Origin of the sequence: Aquipseudomonas alcaligenes NBRC 14159 (genome assembly GCF_000467105.1) — a bacterium.
GTDB lineage: Bacteria > Pseudomonadota > Gammaproteobacteria > Pseudomonadales > Pseudomonadaceae > Aquipseudomonas > Aquipseudomonas alcaligenes.
In genome coordinates this window covers 38364-58172 of the sequence record NZ_BATI01000027.1, presented here as the reverse complement: position 1 = coordinate 58172, position 19809 = coordinate 38364, and the positions used below count along the sequence as shown (strand labels likewise).

Annotated in this window: 19 protein-coding genes and 1 pseudogene; 1 reads left to right on the top strand and 19 read right to left on the bottom strand. The window is 67.9% G+C overall.

What is annotated here, in order from left to right:
* Positions 1 to 10 precede the first annotated feature (10 nt).
* The 9 genes from PA6_RS14585 to PA6_RS14545 form a co-directional block, all read right to left on the bottom strand.
* Positions 11 to 916 (bottom strand): DMT family transporter, encoded by a 906-nt coding sequence (locus PA6_RS14585; protein WP_021701705.1) that lies wholly within the window; start codon positions 914 to 916, stop codon positions 11 to 13.
* 86 nt (positions 917 to 1002) lie between these two features.
* On the bottom strand, positions 1003 to 1299 hold the full coding sequence (locus PA6_RS14580; protein WP_147289524.1) for a hypothetical protein: 297 nt from the start codon (positions 1297 to 1299) through the stop codon (positions 1003 to 1005).
* A gap of 17 nt (positions 1300 to 1316) precedes the next feature.
* Entirely contained in the window at positions 1317 to 1649 is a 333-nt protein-coding gene (locus PA6_RS14575) for a Na+/H+ antiporter subunit G (RefSeq protein ID WP_021701703.1), read from the bottom strand.
* Positions 1646 to 1915 (bottom strand): K+/H+ antiporter subunit F, encoded by a 270-nt coding sequence (locus PA6_RS14570; RefSeq protein WP_021701702.1) that lies wholly within the window; start codon positions 1913 to 1915, stop codon positions 1646 to 1648. Before PA6_RS14570 ends, PA6_RS14575 begins: the two co-directional genes overlap by 4 nt.
* Positions 1900 to 2400, bottom strand: coding sequence for a Na+/H+ antiporter subunit E (locus tag PA6_RS14565; RefSeq protein ID WP_021701701.1), 501 nt, complete (start codon positions 2398 to 2400; stop codon positions 1900 to 1902). The genes PA6_RS14570 and PA6_RS14565 overlap by 16 nt, the downstream gene beginning before the upstream one ends.
* The gene (locus tag PA6_RS14560) at positions 2397 to 3884 is read right to left on the bottom strand and encodes a monovalent cation/H+ antiporter subunit D (RefSeq protein WP_021701700.1); all 1488 of its coding nucleotides are present in this window, start codon (positions 3882 to 3884) and stop codon (positions 2397 to 2399) included. The genes PA6_RS14565 and PA6_RS14560 overlap by 4 nt, the downstream gene beginning before the upstream one ends.
* On the bottom strand, positions 3881 to 4225 hold the full coding sequence (locus PA6_RS14555) for a Na+/H+ antiporter subunit C (protein ID WP_021701699.1): 345 nt from the start codon (positions 4223 to 4225) through the stop codon (positions 3881 to 3883). Before PA6_RS14555 ends, PA6_RS14560 begins: the two co-directional genes overlap by 4 nt.
* The gene (locus PA6_RS14550; protein ID WP_021701698.1) at positions 4225 to 7020 is read right to left on the bottom strand and encodes a monovalent cation/H+ antiporter subunit A; all 2796 of its coding nucleotides are present in this window, start codon (positions 7018 to 7020) and stop codon (positions 4225 to 4227) included. Before PA6_RS14550 ends, PA6_RS14555 begins: the two co-directional genes overlap by 1 nt.
* Before the next feature lie 347 nt (positions 7021 to 7367).
* Positions 7368 to 7832, bottom strand: coding sequence for an outer membrane lipoprotein (locus PA6_RS14545; protein ID WP_021701697.1), 465 nt, complete (start codon positions 7830 to 7832; stop codon positions 7368 to 7370).
* Between the two features lie 174 nt (positions 7833 to 8006).
* Between PA6_RS14545 and PA6_RS14540 the strand changes: the two genes are divergently transcribed.
* Complete coding sequence (locus tag PA6_RS14540) at positions 8007 to 8249, top strand: hypothetical protein (RefSeq protein ID WP_021701696.1); 243 nt, start codon at positions 8007 to 8009, stop codon at positions 8247 to 8249.
* Here the strand turns inward: PA6_RS14540 and PA6_RS14535 are convergent.
* The 10 genes and pseudogenes from PA6_RS14535 to PA6_RS14490 form a co-directional block, all read right to left on the bottom strand.
* Positions 8246 to 9379 (bottom strand): glycerate kinase, encoded by a 1134-nt coding sequence (locus PA6_RS14535; RefSeq protein ID WP_021701695.1) that lies wholly within the window; start codon positions 9377 to 9379, stop codon positions 8246 to 8248. The two genes, PA6_RS14540 and PA6_RS14535, sit on opposite strands and share 4 nt — an antisense overlap.
* A 43-nt stretch (positions 9380 to 9422) precedes the next feature.
* On the bottom strand, positions 9423 to 10781 hold the full coding sequence (locus PA6_RS14530) for a GntP family permease (RefSeq protein WP_021701694.1): 1359 nt from the start codon (positions 10779 to 10781) through the stop codon (positions 9423 to 9425).
* Between the two features lie 122 nt (positions 10782 to 10903).
* Positions 10904 to 11989: a sugar diacid recognition domain-containing protein gene (locus PA6_RS14525; protein WP_021701693.1), complete on the bottom strand. Its 1086-nt coding sequence runs from the start codon at positions 11987 to 11989 to the stop codon at positions 10904 to 10906.
* Positions 11990 to 12004: 15 nt separating this feature from the next.
* Complete coding sequence (gene pdxH / locus PA6_RS14520) at positions 12005 to 12652, bottom strand: pyridoxamine 5'-phosphate oxidase (RefSeq protein WP_021701692.1); 648 nt, start codon at positions 12650 to 12652, stop codon at positions 12005 to 12007.
* A gap of 49 nt (positions 12653 to 12701) precedes the next feature.
* Positions 12702 to 13391, bottom strand: a pseudogene (locus PA6_RS14515) (OmpA family protein); the annotation flags it as partial.
* 23 nt (positions 13392 to 13414) lie between these two features.
* Positions 13415 to 14560, bottom strand: a complete 1146-nt coding sequence (locus tag PA6_RS14510; protein WP_021701690.1) for a serine hydrolase domain-containing protein — start codon at positions 14558 to 14560, stop codon at positions 13415 to 13417.
* Between the two features lie 126 nt (positions 14561 to 14686).
* Entirely contained in the window at positions 14687 to 16957 is a 2271-nt protein-coding gene (locus PA6_RS14505) for a hypothetical protein (protein WP_052520172.1), read from the bottom strand.
* A 68-nt stretch (positions 16958 to 17025) separates the two neighbouring features.
* Entirely contained in the window at positions 17026 to 18129 is a 1104-nt protein-coding gene (locus PA6_RS14500; RefSeq protein WP_021701688.1) for a glycosyltransferase family protein, read from the bottom strand.
* Complete coding sequence (locus PA6_RS14495) at positions 18126 to 18839, bottom strand: hypothetical protein (RefSeq protein ID WP_021701687.1); 714 nt, start codon at positions 18837 to 18839, stop codon at positions 18126 to 18128. Before PA6_RS14495 ends, PA6_RS14500 begins: the two co-directional genes overlap by 4 nt.
* A complete protein-coding gene (locus PA6_RS14490) occupies positions 18836 to 19801 on the bottom strand; it encodes a hypothetical protein (protein WP_021701686.1) in 966 nt (321 codons plus the stop codon). The genes PA6_RS14495 and PA6_RS14490 overlap by 4 nt, the downstream gene beginning before the upstream one ends.
* Between the last annotated feature and the right edge of the window lie 8 nt (positions 19802 to 19809).

The following is a 19809-nucleotide window of genomic DNA, read 5'->3' as shown; positions in this document are numbered from 1 at the left end:
CGGTTGGTCCTCAGTCCAGAATGCCGGCCGGTGCCGGTGCAGCGCTGCGCCACTGGCTCAGCGCCACGCCGGCGAACACCAGCGCGGCAGCGGCGTACTGCGCCGGGGCCAGGCTCTCGCCCAGCAGCAACGCGGCGAAAATCAGGGTGAACACCGGCAGCAGGTTGGTGAAGCCCGATGCCTGGCTGGCCGGCAGGCGGCTGACACCGAAGTTGTAGAGGCCGTAGGCGCCAACCGTCACCACGATACCCAGATAGACGACCGAGCCGACGCCGAGCAGGCTGAACTGGCTCGGCAACGGCTCGGTGATCAGCGCCAGCGGCAGGAAGAACAGCGAGCCGATGAAGGCCTGCATGGCGGTGAGAATGAACGGCGAGTAGCGCTCGGAGAGGAACTTCAGCAGCAGCGTGTAGCAGGTCGCACAGAGCATGGCGACGAACTCGTAGAAGTTGCCCAGCAGCGGGTTCGGTGCATGGGCATCGGCTTCGCCGGCCAGGCTCAGCCAAATGGCGCCGAGCACCGCCAGTAAGAAACCGGCCCAGGTGCTGAGCGCGACACGCTCGCGCAGGAAGGTGAAGGCGCCCACCGCCACCAGCAGCGGCAGCAATGCGGTGATCATGCCGGCCTGGGTGGCACTGGTGTGCTGCAGCGCCAGGGCCTCGAAGATGAAGTACAGGCAGGGTTCGCAGGCAGCCAGGGCGAGCAGGTAACGCCAGTCACCCGGGCGATAGTCGAGGCGGCCGCGCCAGCGCCAGGCCAGCAGGAACACCAGGCTACCCAGGGCCATGCGACCGAAGATCACCCACATCGGCGGCAGTTCGGCAAAGGCGAACTTGAGGGCGATGAACGAACTGCCCCACAGGGCCATGGCCAGCACCAGGCACGCCATCGCGAACAACCGTCCCTGCCGGGCCATCGTTACCACCTCATTGGGAAATGACTCAGTCTAGGCGGCAGGCCCCGGCGCCGATAGGCACAGCGGCGCGGAGAAACTGTTCGGACTCACCAGAGCCGGTAAGTCGGCAGCCAGTCGCGCAACAGGCAATAGAGCGACGGAATCAGCAGGCCGGCAACCAGCACACCCGGCCGTCGCGGCAGCAATCCCAGACCGATGAGGATACTCAGTGCCGCGAGCACAAAGACCAGCAGCCCCAGCAGCGCATCAATAATGTCCGACGGGCCGTAGGGATCACCCGGATAGGGCTCCCAGCCGGCCCAGATCAGGGAGCGGAAGGCCAGGCTTAGCAGCGCCAGCAGGGCAGTCAGCCAGACACTGCACAACCCGACAAAGCGCAGCACCCTCTGGCCACGCAAACTTACTGTTCCCAGGGCTTGCCGCGCGTTTTGGGGGCCAGCGGCAGCTGCTGCAGCACCGCCGCCTTGGCCAGCATGTAGGCGCTGACCGGGGCGCTGATGAACAGGAACAGACTGATCAGCAGCTCATGCAGGCTGAAGCCCTTCTCGCCGAAGGAAAAGAACAGCAGCGACGCTACCACCATGCCACCAATACCCAGGGTGGTGGCCTTGGTCGGCCCGTGCAGGCGGGTGAAGAAGTCCGGCAGGCGGTGCAGACCGATGGCGCCGACCAGGACAAAGCCTGAGCCGAGCAGGAGGAACAGACTGACGAGGATTTCCAGCCACAGGCTCATTCGATGATGTCTCCACGCAGCATGTACTTGGCCACCGCCACGGTGCTGACGAAGCCGAGCACGGCGATCAGCAGGGCGATCTCGAAGAACAGCTCGGTTCCCTGCCAGATGCCGTAAAGAATGATCAGGGCGATGGCGTTGATGTACAGGGTGTCCAGCGCCAGCGCCCGGTCTGGCAGGCTGGGGCCGCGCACCAGGCGCGCCACGGCCAGCAGCAGGGCGGCGCCGAGCATGGCCAGGCAGAGCGGAATCACGTAGCCGAGCATGGGAATATCTCCTTCAGCGGTGCCTCGTAGCGCTGCTTGATCTCGTCGATCATGGCCTGTGCATCCGGCACGTCGAGGCCGTGCACCAGCAGGGTACGGCGATCCTGGCTGAGGTCGGCGGCCAGCGAGCCGGGCGTCATCGATACCACACTGACCAGGATGCTGATGGCCAGCTCGTTATCCAGCTCGATCGGCACTTCGACGAAGGCCGGGCGCAGCTCGCCGACGCGCCCCAGGGTCAGACGGGCCACCTGGAAGTTGGCGACCAGGATGTCGCCGATCACCATCAGCAGGTAGCGCAGCAGGCGCAGCGGTTTCCATGCGCGCGGGTGCTCGACCAGCAGCGGGCCCAGCAGCAGCGGAATGACGATGGCCAGGAAGCCGCCCAGCAGCCAGTGGCCGAAGGCAATCGAATCCACCAGCAGCAGCCAGGTGCATAGCAGCAGCAGGCTCTGGGCCGGATGGGGCAGGAGTCGCTGCATCATGGTGCGGCCTCCGCAATGATCGAACGGTATAGCGGCAGGTCATGCAGCTGCGCGGCGGCGGCCTGCGCGTAGTCCAGCAGCGGCGCCGCCAGCAGCACCAGCAGCAGCGCGCAGACCAGCAACAACAGGCAGGCAGCCAGGCGGCCATGATCCAGCTCGGCGCTGTCCAGGCTGCTCAGGCCGACCCGCCAGAACAGCGTACTGCCGGCACGGCTCAGGGCCACCAGCACGGCGAAACCACCGAGCAGCAACACGGCCCACAGCGCCAGCGAAGGCTGCGCCTGCAGCAGCAAGAGCTTGCCGAGGAAGCCGGACAGCGGCGGCAGACCGATCACCGCAACAGCGCCGAAGAAGAACAGGCCACCGAGCAGTGCGGGATTCTGCAGCGCCGGCCCCTGCACCAGGGCGCCACCCTTGTCGCCGCGCTGGCGGGTGATGAGGTCGGCGAGGAGGAACAGGCCACCCGCCACCCAGGTACTGTGCAACAGGTAATAGAGCCCGGCGGCATGCGCCTGCGGCGTGCCGCTGGCAACCGCCGCCAGCAGCGTACCGGCCGACACCACCACCAGGTAGGCCAGTAGCATCTGCAGGCTGCGCGCCGCCAGCACGCCGACGGCCCCCAGTGCCACCGTGGCCAGGGCCAGCGGCCAGAGCCAGGCCTGGGTCAGGTGGGCCAGCTCGCCGGCGCCCGCGCCGAACATCAGGGTGGCCAGGCGCAGGATGGCGTAGATGCCGACCTTGGTCATGATCGCGAACAGTGCCGCCACCGGCGCGCTGGCAGAGGCGTAGGCACGCGGCAGCCAGAAGTACAGCGGCAGCAGCGCCGCCTTGAGGGCGAACACCAGCAGCAGGAGCAGGCCCGCGGCGGCCAGCAGCGGCACCTGGTCGCCACTGGCCTGGGCCACCCGCAGCGACAGGTCGGCCATGTTCAGGGTGCCGCTGGCGCCGTAGACCATGCCCAGGGCGATGAGGAACAGCGCCGAGCCGGTCAGGTTGAGCACCACGTAGTGCAGCCCCGCCCTCACCCGCTGCGCGCCCTGGCCGTGCAGCAGCAGCGCATAGGAGGCGATCAGCAGGATCTCGAAGAACACGAACAGGTTGAACAGGTCGCCAGTGAGGAAGGCGCCGTTGATGCCCAGCAGCTGGAACTGGAACAGCGCATGGAAGCGCGGACCGAGACGGTCGTCGCCGCGCAGTGCATACAGCAGCGCGGCGCTCGCCAGTACCGCGGTGGCCAGCAACAGCAGCGCGCTGAGGCGGTCGAGCAGCAGCACGATGCCGAACGGCGGCTGCCAGTCGCCCAAGGCGTAGACGCGCAGCTGGCCGTCGTCCGCCAGCTGCAGCAGGTACAGGCTGAGCGGCAGCAGGGCCAGGGTGGCAAGCAGCGACAGCGTGCGCTTGAGGCGCTCGTGGGACGGCAGGATGAGCAGCAGCGCGCCGGCGAACAGCGGCAGCAGGATGGGCAGGATCGGCCAGTGACTCAAGACAGGCGCTCCTCATCCGGATGCCCCGGCTGCCCATCGACATGGTCATTGCCCAGCTCGGCCAGGCCACGCAGGGCGAGGACCACGACGAAGGCGGTCATGGCGAAGCCGATGACGATGGCGGTCAGCACCAGCGCCTGCGGCAGCGGGTCGGCCGGATTGGCGCTCTGCCCGATCACCGCCACGTCGCCGCTCAGACGGCCCATGGCGAAGAGGAACAGGTTGACCGCGTAGGACAGCAGGGTCAGGCCCAGCACCACCGGGAAGGTGCGCCCGCGCAGCAGCAGGTAGACGCCGCTGGCGCTGAGCACACCGAGGGTGACGGCAAACAGCGCTTCCATCAGTGAATCTCCTTGCTCGCGGCGGGCACCAGGCTGAGCTTGCCCAGACGGGTCAGGATCAGCTGGGTGGAACCCACCACCGTGAGATAGACGCCAAGGTCGAACAGCATGGCGGTGGCCAGTTCGAACTCACCCACCAGCGGCAGCTCGAAATGGCCGAAGGCGCTGGTCAGGAACGGCCGACCGAAGACCCAGCTACCCAGGCCGGTGAGCGTGGCGATCAGCACGCCGGCGCCCGCCATGCGCTGGTAATTGAGCGGCAGACGCTGCTCGACCCAGGCCACGCCGCTGGCGATGTACTGCAGGGCCAGCGCCACGGCGGTGATCAGGCCGGCGATGAAACCGCCGCCCGGCAGGTTGTGCCCGCGCAGGAAGATGAACACCGAAATCAGCAGGGCCAGCGGCAGCAGCAGGCGCGACAGGGTCATCAGGATCAGCGGGTTCTTCGCCCAGGCCCAGCGCCGGCCCTGCGGATCGCAGGTCGGGTTGTGCAGGCGCAGGCCGTCGAGCATGGCCAGGATGCCCACTGCGGCTATGGCCAGCACGGTGATCTCGCCCAGGGTATCGAAGCCGCGGAAGTCCACCAGAATCACGTTGACCACGTTGGTGCCGCCGCCACCGCTGACGCTGTTGGCCAGGAAGAACGGAGCAAGTCCTGCATAGGGCCGGGTCAGCACCACATAGACCAGCAGCGCCACCATCACCCCGCAGCCGCCGGCCACCACGACATCGCGCAGGCCACGCAGGCTGGAACTCTCGCTCGGGGTGCGCGAGGGCAGGTAGAACAGCGCCAGCATCAGCAGGATGATGGTCACCACCTCGACCACCAGCTGGGTCAGTGCCAGGTCAGGCGCGGATAAGCGGGCGAAGGCCAGCGCCACCAACATACCACCGACGCCGAGGATCAGCAGCGCCACCAGGCGCTGGCGATGGAACACGGCCGTGAGCAGACCGCTCGCCGCCAGCACCAGCAGGCCGAGCGTGGTGATGCCATCCAGCGGGCTGAGGCCGCGGCTGCCAGTCAGCTGTGGCAGCGGCGCCAGGGCGCTGGCCACCAGCACCAGAGCAGCAATCAGCAGGAAACTCAGGTAACGCTGCAGCGAACCGTTCTCCAGGCACCCGGTCAGCCAGGTCGCCAGGCGCACCAGGTTCTGTACCTGGCGTTCGAAGATCATCCGCGCGTCCACTTCCGGCAGCCCGGCATACCAGCGGAACAGCGGCTGGCGGCCAACGTAGACGAGGATGCCGCCAACCAGCGCCACGCAGCTCATCGCCAGCGGCAGGTTGAAGCCGTGCCAGATCGCCAGGCTGTATTCGGGCAGCACGCCGCCGAGGCTGGCCTTCGCCGCCACCGCCAGCAAGGGGGCGACCGTATAGGCCGGCAGCATGCCGACCAGCAGGCAGAGGAACACCAGGATCTCCACCGGAATCTTCATGTAGCGCGGTGGCTCGTGCGGCGGGTACTTGGGCAGGTTGATCGGCTCGCCATTGAAGAACACGTCGTGGATGAAACGCAGCGAGTAGGCCACCGAAAACACCCCGGCGAGGGTCGCCGCCGCCGGAATGACCCAGCTGAAGCTGCCCAGCAGGTGTTGTTGCAGGGTCTCGCCGAAGAACATCTCCTTGCTCAGGAAGCCGTTTAGCAACGGCACGCCGGCCATTGCCGAAGACGCCACCATGGCCAGCACGGCGGTGTGCGGCAGGTACTTCCACATGCCGTTGATGCGCCGCATGTCGCGACTGCCGGTCTCGTGGTCGATGATGCCGGCGGCCATGAACAGCGAGGCCTTGAAGGTGGCGTGGTTGATGATGTGGAACACCGCGGCGACGTTGGACAGCGGCGTGTTCAGCCCCAGCAGCAGCACGATCAGGCCCAGGTGGCTGATGGTGGAGAATGCCAGCAGGCCCTTGAGGTCGTGCTGGAACAACGCCATGCCGGCGCCGACCAGCAGGGTCGTCAGACCGGTGAGGCTGACCAGGTAGAACCACAGCTCGGAGTCGGCCAGCGCCGGATACAGGCGCGCCAGCAGGAACACTCCGGCCTTGACCATGGTCGCCGAGTGCAGGTAGGCCGATACCGGCGTCGGCGCCGCCATCGCGTGGGGCAGCCAGAAATGGAAGGGGAACTGCGCCGACTTGGTAAACGCGCCCAGCAGCACCAGCACCAGTGCCACGGGGTACAGGGCATGGGCACGGATCTGCTCACCCGCGGCCAGCACCACGCTGAGTTCGAAGCTGCCGACGATATGACCGATCAGCAGGATGCCGGCCAGCAGCGCCAGACCGCCACCGCCGGTCACCGCCAGGGCCATGCGCGCGCCCTTGCGCGCGTCGCTGCGCGCCCCCCAGAAGCCGATCAGCAGGAACGACGACAGGCTGGTCAGCTCCCAGAAAGTCAGCAACAACAGCAGGTTTTCCGACAGCACCACGCCGAGCATGGCGCCCATGAACAGCAACAGGTAGGCGAAGAAGCGGCCGATGGCCTCGCGCTCGGACAGGTAATAGCGTGCGTACAGAATCACCAGCAGGCCGATGCCGAGGATCAGCAGGGCAAACAGCAGGGCCAGGCCGTCCAGGCGCAGCGAGAGGTTGAAGCCGAGCTGCGCAAGCCAGGGCTGCGACACCAGCAGCAGCTCGCCGGCGAATACCCGTGGTGCCAGCCACAGCAGGATACCCAGCGCCAGCAGCGGAGCCGCCGCGGTGGCCAGGCTGCAGGCCAGGCGTCCGTGACGCTCGAACAGAATGGGAAGCAAGGCGCCGAGGAACGGCAGTCCGACGATGAGCAGTAGCTCCATGAATCTCCCCTATCCTGACCCCAACCTGACGGCCTGGGCAAATCGTCTATCTCCTCGCGCGGCAGAGCCTCGTTGGCGAAGGGCCTGCAGCGATTATCCATAGCTATCAGGGCCAAGCCATAGATAAATTATTACATTATGCTCGCAGGAGAGCGCCTGTCCGAGGGGTGTTCCGGCAGCATCGCAGCCCATGCACCTGCCCTCGACCTGGCGGCGCGGTGACGCCGGCCGAACGACCTGAAAGCCTGTGGCTGGAACACGCGATCCGGGCGGTCAGCGGCAGGCTGCTCCTGCCCGGCAGCATGGCCGATAAGCCAAAGGCCCGGCACTGCCGGGCCCTTGCGGAGTCAGTGGGCGACGCGGCTGGTGCCGTCGACGGTCATGATGCGAACCCGCTCGCCAACCCGGAAGATCTCGTTCTCCTGCACGGCCTGGACATAGGCGCGCAGGCTGCCATCGTCCTCGCGCACGGTGATCTCCACGCCCTGGGTGCGGGTCAGCCCTTCCTCGGTGGCGGCGCCCAACAGGCCACCGGCCACGGCGCCAATCACCGCCGCCACGGCCGAACCACGGCCACCGCCCACGCCGCTGCCGGCCACACCGCCGATGACCGCACCCGCGCCCGCGCCGATCGGGGTCTTGGTGCCCTCGATCTTCACCGGCCGCAGCATCTCGATGGTGCCCATGCGCACGGTCTGCACCTTGCGTGCCTCGTCACGACTGTAGGTATCGCCGGTCAGGCTCGAAGCACAACCGCCCAGAGCCAGGCTGAGGGCGACGACAGTGGCGGTGAACAGCTTGGAATTGCGCATCGGGTTATCTCCAGTTTGAGCGATGACTATTAGACCGCGAGCCCCGCCGAGTGTCACCCGCCAACGGCAGAAGCTGCCAACTCCGACAGTGTAGATGCGGGGTGCGACATCGAGCCCGCTATACACTCCGCTGATCCACGGGCAGGATCGGAGTAATCGTCTCGAGAAACCGCCATGGACTACTTCATAGTCGCCATCACCACCATCGCCGGCCTGTACTTCCACTGGTGGCTGTATGTGCGCATCCGCCGCTGGATGGAGCGCGATCTGGCGCTGTCCATGGCGGCCGGCAACCCGGCCATGCAGGACTACATGCTCGAGCGCCTGGCCGAGGCCAAGACCCGCGGCATCCGCCGTGGCCAGCTGGAGGACTGGCTGCACCAGGCAGCCTGCGACTACTTGCAGCGGCGCAACTAGCCGCGCGCCAGGCGCCACAGCCGCGCCAGGTCGCAGGCGCGCGCCTGCAGCTCGGCCGCCGCGCCTGTCATGGCCTGTTCCAGGCTTTGCGGACCTGGACTGAGGGCAAAGGCGGCGTCGATACCCGCCGCATAGAGGGCCTGGTAGTCCTCGCCCAGGCTGCCCGCCAGCGCCACCACCGGCACGCCTGCGGCGCGTGCGATGCGCGCCACTCCCACCGGGGTCTTGCCGTGCAGGCTCTGCGAATCGAGACGCCCCTCGCCGGTGATCACCAGGTCAGCCCCCTCGACGGCATCGGCCAGGCCGGACAGCTCGGCCACCAGCTCGATGCCCGGACGAAAGCCCGCATGCAGGAACGCCCTGGCGGCAAAGCCCAGGCCACCGGCGGCACCGACGCCAGGGTGACGGCTGTGATCCTCGCCCAGGGTGGCCGCGACTAGCCGCGCGTAATGCTCCAGCGCGGCGTCGAGCTGCTCCACCTGCTGTGGATCGGCGCCCTTCTGCGGGCCGAACACCCGCGATGCGCCCCGCGGACCGCAAAGGGGATTGTCGACATCGGCGGCGACCTCCAGCCGCGCCTGCAGCAGGCGCGGGTCCAGGCCGCCAACATCGATGCGCACCAGCCGCGCCAGGGCCGCGCCGCCGGGCGGCAGCTCAACCTCCCGGGCATCGAGAAAGCGCACCCCCAAGGCCTGCAGCAAACCCGCACCGCCGTCATTGGTGGCACTGCCACCCAGGCCGAGGATGATGCGCGTAGCACCGGCATCCAGAGCCGCGCGAATCAGTTCGCCGGTGCCCAGGCTGGTGGTGACGGTGGCATCACGACGGTCACGCGGCACATGGTGCAGGCCACTGGCAGACGCCATCTCGAGCACCGCCGTGCCCTCCCCCAGCCAGCCCCAGTGGGCCAGCACCGGCTCCCCCAGCGGCCCGCACACCCGGCATTCGCGACGTTCGCCGCCGGTGGCGGCCAGCACCGCATCGACCGTGCCCTCGCCGCCGTCGGCCATCGGCCGCAGCAGCAGCTCGGCCTCGGGAAACACCTGGCGCCAGCCGCGCGCAATGGCGGCGGCCACCTCGGGGGCGGACAGACTCTCCTTGAAGGAGTCTGGAGCGATGACAATCTTCATAGGCAACCTTCGAGCGAAGCGGCGCCGGCAGCGCCGCCGGGAATTACAGCAGAACCAGGCTGAGCAGCCAGACGGTGATGATGCCGGCCAGGCCCTGGATCAGGGTAGCGACCGTCTGCGCGCGATAGGCCACCGCCACCGGCATGCGACTGAACTGGGTGACCACCCAGAAGAAGCTGTCGTTGGCATGGGACACGGTCATGGCGCCCGCACCGATGGCCATCACGGTGAGCACGCGACCCATCTCGCTGTCCAGGCCGAGCTGGCCGAGCATCGGTGCAACCAGCGCGGACGTGGTGACCAGGGCCACCGTGGTCGAACCCTGGGCGCTCTTCAGCGCGGCGGCCACCACGAACGGCATGAACAGGCCGATGCCCAGCGCCGACAGGGTGCTGCCCAGGTAGTCGCCCAGCGGCGTGACCTTGAGCACCGCGCCGAAGGCACCACCGGCACCTGTGATCAGCAGGATCGGTGCCGCCTGCACCAGGCCCTCGACCACGTGATCATGGAACTCCTTGCGCTTGTCCTGGCTCTTGAGCAGGCTGCAGGCCAGCGCCAGGCCGACCAGTAGTGCCACCACCGGCTGGCCGAGGAAGGTCAGCGCGGTGAGCACGAAGCCCTCGCCCAGCGGTTTGCTGGGGAACACCGCAATCGAGCCCAGGCAGATCAGCAGGATCGGCACGAAGATCGGCGCGAACGCCTGGAAGGCGCTGGGCAGCTTGCCGTAGCGTGCCTTCAGCGCGGCGAAGTCCTCGGCGGCCGGCAGCGGCAGGCCGTCGTCCTCCAGGGCGATGTCCTTGCCGATGAAGCGATTGGCCCACCACATGCCGGCCATGGCGGTGACGAAGGCCACCAGCAGGCCCACCGCGATCACCAGCCCCAGGCTGGCATCCAGCCCCAGGTTGCCGGCGGCGGCGATCGGGCCGGGAGTCGGCGGCACGAAGGTATGGGTGGCGTAGAGGCCGGTGGCCAGCGCCACGCTCATCGCCACCACGGAGACCTTCATGCGCGCGGCTAGGGCGTTCTTCAGCGAGTTGAGGATGACGTAGCCGGAGTCGCAGAACACCGGGATCGACACCAGGTAGCCGATGATCGACATGGTCAGGGTCGGGAAGCGCTCGCCGAGCAGCTTGATCACCGTTTCCGCCATGGTGATAGCCGCACCGCTGCGTTCGAGGATCACCCCGATGACGGTGCCGAGCACGATGACGATGCCGATGTAGCCGAGGATGCTGCCGAATCCGCCGGTGATGGTCTTGACGATCTCGGCGCTGGGCAGCTGGTAGGCGAAGCCGGCGATGAAGGCAGCCGCCAGCAATGCCAGGAAGGGATGCAGTTTGAGACGGGTGGTGGACAGCACGATGAAGGCAATCAGCGCCACCAGGATCAGGACCAGAAGCATGGCCTATTCCTCATTGTTGTTATTAGGGAGGGCCATTGTGCGGCGGCATCCGGGACGACGTCCCTATGCGAACGCACCAGTCACGCGCGTGCTCGACCGACGATTACTGTGCAAGCGCACAGTCAGTCGTCCAACAGCTCCAGACCCAGGGTGAACAGCAGGCGCTGATCCCGGCGAGCCAGATCCAGACCACTGAGCTCGCCGATGCGCTCCAGGCGGTAGCGCAGCGTGTTGCGATGGATGCCCAGCTCGTCGGCACAGGCCTGTGGATGCCCGTCGTGCCGGCACCAGGCAAGCAGGGTCTGGCGCAACTGGCCCTGACTATCCTGCGCCAGCACCCGGCGCAGCGGAGCCAGCCAGCGCTGCACGGACCAGTCCTGACGGCGCCCATGCAAAAACGCCTGCAGGCGGTGATCCGGCAGGCGCAGCACACGCAGTTCAGGCTGCCGCGACCTGGCATAGGCATGCAGATCACGCAGGGCCAGGGCCGCTTCGCGCAGATCGGCAAAGCCGTAAAGCTCATCGCTGCACAGCAGGCGCTGCACGCCCAGCCCACGGCTGTCGAGCTGCGCCAGCCAGGCCGCATCACGACCACTCTGGTAGGGCCGGCACAGCAGCAGCTGACGCACTCCGAACGGGCCGCATTGCTCGGCTTTGCCTGCCAGAGCGCTCAGCGCACGGGCCTGGTCGCCCTCCTCGGCCAGCTCCAGCAGCACCAGTTGGCGCGGCCAGGCCAGCTGCAGGCCGATACGTTCCGCCTCGGCCTGCAACTGGGTCAGGTTGATGCTGCTATCAGCGATCTGGCGCAGCCAGGTTTCCAGCTGGTGCCGCTGCCAATGCCGCTCGGCCTGCAGCTGGCGCTGTTCGACCAGCATCTCGGCGGCCATGCGCACTAGCTCGGCGTAGGGCCGCACGGTATCCGGCGCACCGGTGATGCCGAGCACGCCAATCAGCTGATCGGCATGCAGCAAAGGCAGGTTCACCCCGGGGCGCACGCCACGCAGACAGGCGGCAGCCTGTTCGTCGATTTCCACCACCCGGCGGTTGGCCAGCACCAGCTGCGCACCCTCATGGCGGGTATGCAGCCGGGCCGGGTCACCGCTGCCGATGATCATGCCCTGCGCATCCATCACATTGATGTTGTGCGGCAGGATGGCCATGGCGCGGTCGACGATGTGCTGCGCCAGGGCGGAGTCGAGCTCAAGCATGCAGCAGGCGTGGCATCAGGGCGCCAGGCGCTCGCGCAGCCAGGCGTCACCCTGCAGGCGATAGTTGAGGCGATCGTGCAGGCGGCTGGAACGCCCCTGCCAGAACTCGATGCGCTCGGCCAGCAGGCGATAGCCACCCCAGTGCGGCGGGCACTCCGGGGCACGATCAAGGAAGCGCCGCTCGGTGTCGGCCAGCAATTGCTGCAGCTCCTCGCGATCCTTGATCACCCGGCTCTGCGGCGACGCCCAGGCGCCCAGGCGGCTGCCCAACGGGCGCACCTGGAAGTAGGCATCCGACTCCTGCGCCGAGACTCTCTCCACCCGCCCTTCGATGCGCACCTGGCGCTCCAGGCTGGGCCAGAAGAAGGTCATCGCGGCGAAGGGCCGTGCGGCCAGCTGCTGGCCCTTGGCGCTGTCGTAGTTACTGAAGAAGGTGAAGCCGCGCTCGTCCAGGCCCTTGAGCAGCAGCACCCGACAATGCGGGCGCCCCTCCTCGTCGACCGTGGCCAGGGTCATGGCGTTGGGCTCGACCGGCAGCTGCTCGGTCTTGACCGCGTCGTCGAACCAGCGACGGAACAGGGCGAAAGGTTCGGCCGGGGCCTGGGCTTCGTCGAGTCCGTCGCGGGTGTAGTCGCGACGCATGTCGGCAAGGGTCTGGGTCATGCGCACATCCTCTTCCAGTGATGTCGCGAGCTTACTGGGCCTTGTCCTTTTTCTTTTGATCTGCGGCAACCTGGGCCACCGGCAGATTGGCGGCGCCCACCGGCGCCGGCTGGTTGTACTTGGCCAGCAGCGCCACCAGGGTCGGCTTCGGCGTCAGGACGATCTCCACGCGGCGGTTCAGGGCACGACCGGCATTGCTGTCGTTGGCCGCGCGCGGCATGTCCGAGCCGACCCCCTTGAGCAGCAGGCGATCACGCTGCAGACCGCTCAGGCGGAAGATCGAGGCGACGGCCTTGGCGCGGTCCTCGCTGAGCTTGAAGTTGGCGTCCAGCTGGCCGCGGCTGTCGGCATGACCGAGGATCAGCACGCCGGTGCGCGGGTCCTTCTCGAGGATCTTGGCCACCTTGGTGAACGGGCCGAGCACGGCCGGCATCAGCATGCTCGGGCGATCCGGGTTGAACGAGCTGTCCACCGGAGCGGTCACCACCAGCACATTCTCGCGGCGCTCCAGCTCCATCTTGCTACCGCTGAGGGCGGCCTTCAGGCGCGGTTCATACTCGTCCAGCCAGGCGTTGGTGACTTCGTGGTTGATCTTCGGCGGCGCCTTCTTGGCGGCTGCCACCGGCTTCTCACTGTCGCCGAACGGCCACCAGCTGCTGGCGGCGCCCTCCTTCTTGTCGGAGTTGGCGCAGGCGGCGAGGCTCAGGCAGCAGAGCAGGACGAGTGTTTTCTTATGCATGGTCAGATCTTCCCCCAAGCAAGTTACAGGCAACGGCCCAGCGTTCGCGCCAGTTTCTGCGCGCGCGGGTCCATGAGTACATATGGTCCGAGACTATTGGTGACGAAGCCGAAGGCGACGTCGCGGTCAGGGTCGGCGAAACCGACGGAGCCGCCCGCCCCCGGGTGGCCGAAGGCCTTCGGACCCAGGCCATAGGTGGCATTGGCCACATCCGGCTGGTCGAGCATGCAGCCCAGCCCCAGGCGGGTGGCGGTCAACAGGGTGCGGTCTTCACCGCATGAATGTTCGCGGGTCATCTCGCCAAGCAGCTCCGGCTCCAGCAGGCGGCCGTCCAGCAGGGCTGCGTAGAAGCCGGCGAGCGCGCGGGCATTGCCGTGGCCATTGGCCGCCGGCTGTTGCATGCGCCGCCATTCCGGCTTGTTGGTACTGGTGAGAATAGACGGCGGATTGGCGAAGGCACGGGTGGTCAGCGACGCCGGTTCGCTCATCATGCATTTGAGCAGGCGCTGGGCGGCGGCATCGCCCATGTCGCCCTTCTTGCGGGCGATATGGGCGACGCGCGGAAACTCCTCGTCGGCCAGGCCAACGTGGAAGTCGAGCCCCAGCGGCCGCGCGATGCGCGCGACGATGGATTCGCCCGGGCCGCGGCCGTCGGCCCGGCGCAACAGCTCGCCGACCAGCCAGCCATAGGTGATCGGTGAATAGCCATGGGTCTCGCCGGGCGTCCACCAGGGGCGCTCCGCAGCCAGCGCGCTGGTCATCTGCGCCCAGTCGTACAGCGCCTCGGCCGGCAGCGGTGCATGCAGGGCCGGCAGGCCGGCGCGATGGCTAAGCAGCTGGCGCAAGGTCACGCGCTCCTTGCCGGCGGCAGCAAACTCCGGCCACCAGCGGGCCACGGGAGCGTCCAGTTCGAGCTTGCCCTGCTCTACCAGCTGCAGGGCGGCGACGGCGGCGAAGGTCTTGGTGCAGGAGAACAGGTTGAGGATGGTGTCGCTGTGCCAAGCCTGCGCACCGTCCTTATCGGCGGTACCGGCCCAGATATCGACGACGGTCTCGCCGCCGACCTGCACGCACAGGGCAGCGCCTCGTTCCTGCGGATCGTCGAACAGTTCGGCGAAGGCGTCTTTCAGCGCCTCGAAGCGCAGGTCGAAATAACCCTGAATCTGCAACCTGATACTCCTCGGTCAGAATGGCGGGCATTGTTCCAGCCCCGGCCGGTCATGTGAATCCTGGCATCTCGCTCAGGTCACTCGGTCAGACCAACGGTCTGCCGGACGGGCCGGGTCTTGACGGTTTCAGGGCTTGGCGGTCGCCTGTGCAGGCTGCGCCAGCCATTGTGCCGGCACCGCCAGGTTGGCCTTGCGCACCGCCTCGACGAAGCCCTGCCAGGGCCGATCGGTGATGGCGACTAGGCCGAAGTGACCGTTCTCGCCATCGAGCAGGCGGCCGCTGGCGGGCTGATCGAGGTACTGGAACCAGTGCACGCCGACGATTGCCGGCTCCTCCAGGGCCCGGGCCAGGAAGTGGGCATAGGCTGGGCCACGCTCCTCTTCCTTGTAGGTTTCCGCCACGCCGCCCCAGAACGGGCCGCGGTCGCGCGAGCCGAAGTGGAACTCGGTGACCAGCACCGGCTTGTCCAGCGCCCGCAGGGTGGCGAAGTCGTAGCCGTGTTGCGGCTCGCGCACGTAGAAGTTGAAGCTGAGCACGTCGCAATGGCGGGCGCAGGCCTCGATGGCCTCCGGCGTGGCGATGGCGAAACGGCCGCCGAGCAGCATATGGTTGGGCGCATGCCATTTCAGCGAGTCGGCAATGGTCTTGAAATAGGTCTCGGCGAACAGCTGCTGGAAACTTTGCAGGTCCTTCTCGATCTGCGGGAACTCGGCGCTTGGCAACGGCGCCTCGAAGCCCGGGTCCTCCATCAGCTCCCAGGCCTTGAGCTCGATGCCCCAGGCCTTGGACAGGCCGTTCTGGTTGCGGTACTTGTCGCGCAGCTGCTTGAGGAAGGCACGCTTGGCCGGCACATCGGTAGTCTGGCGCAGAGTGCCGTAAGCCAGGGCATAGCGTGCTTTCGGATCAGTGCCGGGGGCAGCCCAGGCCAGTTCGTTGTCAGCGAAGAAGCCGAGCAGCCAGGGATCGTCACGGCGGTCGCGGGTGGCGATGGCGATGGCGCGCTCGGCGGCCATGGCGAAACGCGGGTCGAACGGGTCGGGCATGCCGCCCCACCAGTCATGACCGGTGCTGATGGTGGCGTAGTCCCCGGAGATCGACAGCGGAATGCTGTAGGGCATGCGCTTGGCCGCGCCCAGGGTGTCGTCGCTCCAGTTGCCCAGGCTGTTGAAACCCCAGGCCTGCAGGCGGTCGAGGGCATGCTGGGTCCAGCGCTCGGCATCGAACCCGGGCGGCGGACAGGCCACGGCCTCGGCTGGCGCCGGGGTGGCGGCCAGCGGCGTCGGCGCCACGGGGCAGGGCTGCGCATGGCTGCGCTGCAGGTTGGCCCGGTAGAAGTCGAACCAGCGCCCATGATCGAAGGCACGGCCGCGACTGGCGCCGCTGTCGCTGCGGCTGTCACGCTTGCCATAGTAGGCGGCCAGCGGCTCGCCGTCCTTGGGCAGTGCGCTGAACATGCTCTCGCGACCTTCGACGTAGGTCTGGCTCTGCCAGGCGCTGACCGCATTGACACCGAGGGAATAGAAGGGATTGCCCTCCGGGGTGACCAGATACCAGCGGCCGTCGCGCTTCTCGCTGCGGAAGAAGCCGCTGGCCTCGAAACTCGGCCCGCCCAGCCAGCCGCCGAACTTGTCCTGCTGCGGGCGCTCGGCCAGCCAGGTCTTGAGCTGCTCGGCCTCGCGTGCCGCGCCGTCGCGCAGCTGCTGCTCCTTGCTCACCTTCTCCGGCCACTGGCCACGGCTGTACTGGCCGAAGGCATCGATGATGCCGGTGTACACGGCCTTCTGGACGGCATCGCCGGCCTGTACGCCGAAGCGACCGAGCAGGATGCTCTGCGCGGCGTCCGGCTTGCTCATGCTCAGGGTCACGGCGCTGACCTGGGCCAGGTTCAGCTCGCCTTCCACGGTGTCGGCCAGCAGTACGCGCTGGCCATCCACGGTCACCGGCATCGGCGGCGCGGCGCGCATGCCCTGGGCCCGTGGCGAGCTGGCGGCGAGCGGCACCAGCAGCGTCTGCGCCGGGCCGGCCGGCAGCGCGATGCGGCTGGTCAGCTGCTTGCCGTCGCGACTCTCGATGCGCACGTCCAGGGTGATGGCCCAGTCCATGGCGTTCTGCAGGCGCAGGCTCATGGCACCGGCCTGCGACCAGTCCCAGTCGCCGGTCTGCGGGCTCAGGCGCAGGCTGGGGTTATCGGCGGCATTGAAGGTGTAGCGGCGCAGCACCTCGCCTTCGGGGGTGGGCTCGGCGGTCAGCTCGGGAAAGCTGGCGGCCTGGCTTTCGACCTTCACCACGTCGGTGGGCTTGATGAAACTGAACAGGGTCTGCTGGCCCTCGGGTGCGGCCACAGCAGGCGCGGCGAGATGGAGGGCAAGCACGAGGGGAAGATAACGGCGAATCATCGAACTGGTACTCCGGAAGATGGCCAAGTAGACACCAGGCGGGCCTGCCATTGCCACCCCGGAACGCCTTAACTGGGCGCTTCGGCCAGCTCCAGCAGGCAGTCGACCCAGGCTTCCAGACGTCTTCTCGCCCGCACCGGCCCATCACCGGTGGCGCCCTCCCCGGCCGCCAGCAGGCGCCGGGCCGCTGCCGCAAGCTGGCTGGCGAAGACCTCGGCATCGCCCTGCCAGCTCACCACCTCGTGCACCAACCCCAGCTCGGCGGCGCGCTGCGCGTTACCGAGCTGTTCCGGCTGATCGGTGACCAGCAGCAGGATCGGCCGGCCATAGACCTGGGCCACGGACAGCGCCGCCATGCCCGGCGCCGAGATGATCAAGGCACTGCTTACCGCAGCCTCGACCCACTGCGGATCGCGCGCCAGCCAGCCAGGTCGCCCGGCATAGCCCTCGCCAACCCGCAGACTGTCGAGCCCGGTAGCCGCCAAGCCCTGCTCCAACCCTTCGGCCAGCTGCGGGTCACGAAAGTGCGGATTGAGGTACACGGCCGCACGCGCGCCCTGCGTGGTCGCCGCGCTCGCCGCCAGGGCCACCGGCGTCGGCAGGTTGAAGCTGCCCGGCGCCGTGCCCTGCGCCTCTGCATAGGCGAAGTCGTGCTGCAGACGCGCCCGCGCCCGCCCCAGCTCGAAACCGATGGCCGTGGCAAACGCCCGCGCCAGCCAGTGCGGCAGACGCCCGTGGAAATTGCTCTGCAGCGCCCGGCGCAGGCTGGCGCCATACACATGCACCACCTTGCGCCGCCAGCCGGGCAGGCAGCCCATCACCAGCAGCGCCGGGTGAAAAGAGTCGTTGACCAGCAGATCGACGTCAGCCATCAGTCGCCGCAGACGCCAGATATCGCGCAGCATGTGCCGGGGATCGAACAGGTAGCGCGCGACGTTGCGGTCGGTGGCCGCGCGCTGCATGTTCTGCTGCGCATCGAACTGCACCGCGTAGTGCCGCGACAGCACCTCGGCGGCAATGCCGAACTCGCCGAGGAAGGTCGCGCCCTCGTCCGAGGTGGTCAGCACCCGCACCTCGGCGCCACGCTCGATCAGCGCACGACTCAGCAGCTGGGCACGCATCAGGTGGCCACGCGCATCGGCGGTGGCCAGGTAGAGAATCCGCGGTTTCATTCGACGAAACGCGCCCTCAGCCGCAGCCACACGCCGGCCAGGTACATGCCGATTGCGCCGCTGACGCCGAAGGAGCGGTCTACCGCCCGCGCCTCGGCCAGCAGACGCTGCAGATGGGGCATCTCCGCTTCGCTGACACTGAGGCTCAGGGTGCGCATGCACAGCCGCACGTGCTTGCCTTCGTCATGCAGCACGCGGGCGAGCAGCGGTTGCAGCGGATGGTCGGCGGGCAGCACCGCGCGATGACGGCTCAGCACCCGCTCGGCCATCTGCTCGGCACACAGGCCGATGGCGTAGGCCGGCACCAGCACGCCCTGCTGGAAATGTGGCGCGTGGCGCCGGGCGATACGCTGCCAGCGGCCGATCTTGGCGCGGCTGAGCCAGTCCGGCCGCAGCTCGGCCGGTGGCTGCATGCCGCGCTCGCGCATGGCGGCGGCAAACAGCTCGCTGTGTTCCTGCTCTTCGCGCAGGTGCTGGCCGACCTGGCGCTGCAGCCAGGCCGGCGCGGTCGGCATCAACTCGTGCTGCAGGGTCTTCTCGGTAGCTTCCTCGCCGATCAGGTAGACGCGCAGCAACAGCAGTTCGCCGGCCCGGCTGGCGTGCAACTGACGCAGAGCCTCGCGCTTGATACGGTCGACCAGCCAGGCCTGCAGGCGCGGCCAGCCGCGCAGGCGTGGCGCGGCGAAAGCCGCCAGGTGCACGACGGTCATGGGCTAGTGTGCTGCTGGCCGCTGAGCACCAGGCCGATGAAGCTGTCCTGCAGGAAAGCCTGGGCTGCCGTGCCGGCCTGCGGATAGTCGACCTGCTGGCCACGGAAACTCAGGTAGCCCTTGCCGTCACGGGCGCCGAGCAGCAGCTTGTCATGCTTGGCAAAACCCGCCTCGCGCAGCGGCTGCAGCAGCTCGACCTGCTCCATGCCGAACAGGAACAGATCGCGCTGGATCACCGAGAGCGGCAGACGGCTGCGCAGGGCCTGCAGTTCCAGGGTCCAGTCGCCGTGCTGCAGCGCCTTGGCCAGATCAGCGTGACCGCCCGGCACATGCAGGCTCGCACGCACCGCCGGCAGCGCGGCCTTGCCCAGCCCCAGGGCGATGGTGATATCCGAGTATTCCGCCTTGGCTGCTTCGACCCGGTTGTCGCGCACCTGGACGAACTGCTTGGCCAGCTTGGCCGCAGTGGAAGGCGAGGCCAGCGTGCGCAGCGCCTGCTCATGGGTGAGCAGCACCTGGCGCTGGCCATCGACCTCGGCCTCGACGCGCAGGGCGTCCAGCTTCACCTCGGTCAGGTCGCCCGGCACCGGCGCATGGGCATGCACACTGGTACTCCAGTCCTGGCCATCCTTGCTGACCAGCAGGTGCAGGCTGACCGGCACCAGGCGGCCATCGGCGGCCCTGGCCTGGCCGTGCAGCAGCACGTCGCCGATGACCGCATCGTCGGCATAGTCCTGGGTGTTGCGGAACAGAATGGTGCCGGCGGCACGGTCCAGCTCGACGCGGCTGTGCGCATCATCCAGGGCAATGCGGTTACAGTCGCTGAGTACGCCCAGCGGGCAGCCACTGGCGCTGGCGAAGACATGCACGCCACGCTCGCTGAACGCTTCGGCCTGGGCCATTCCGGCGCCCAGCATCAGGGCCAGCAGTGCGCTGCGCGGCAGCCATTTCGACGCTTCCATGGTCGTTC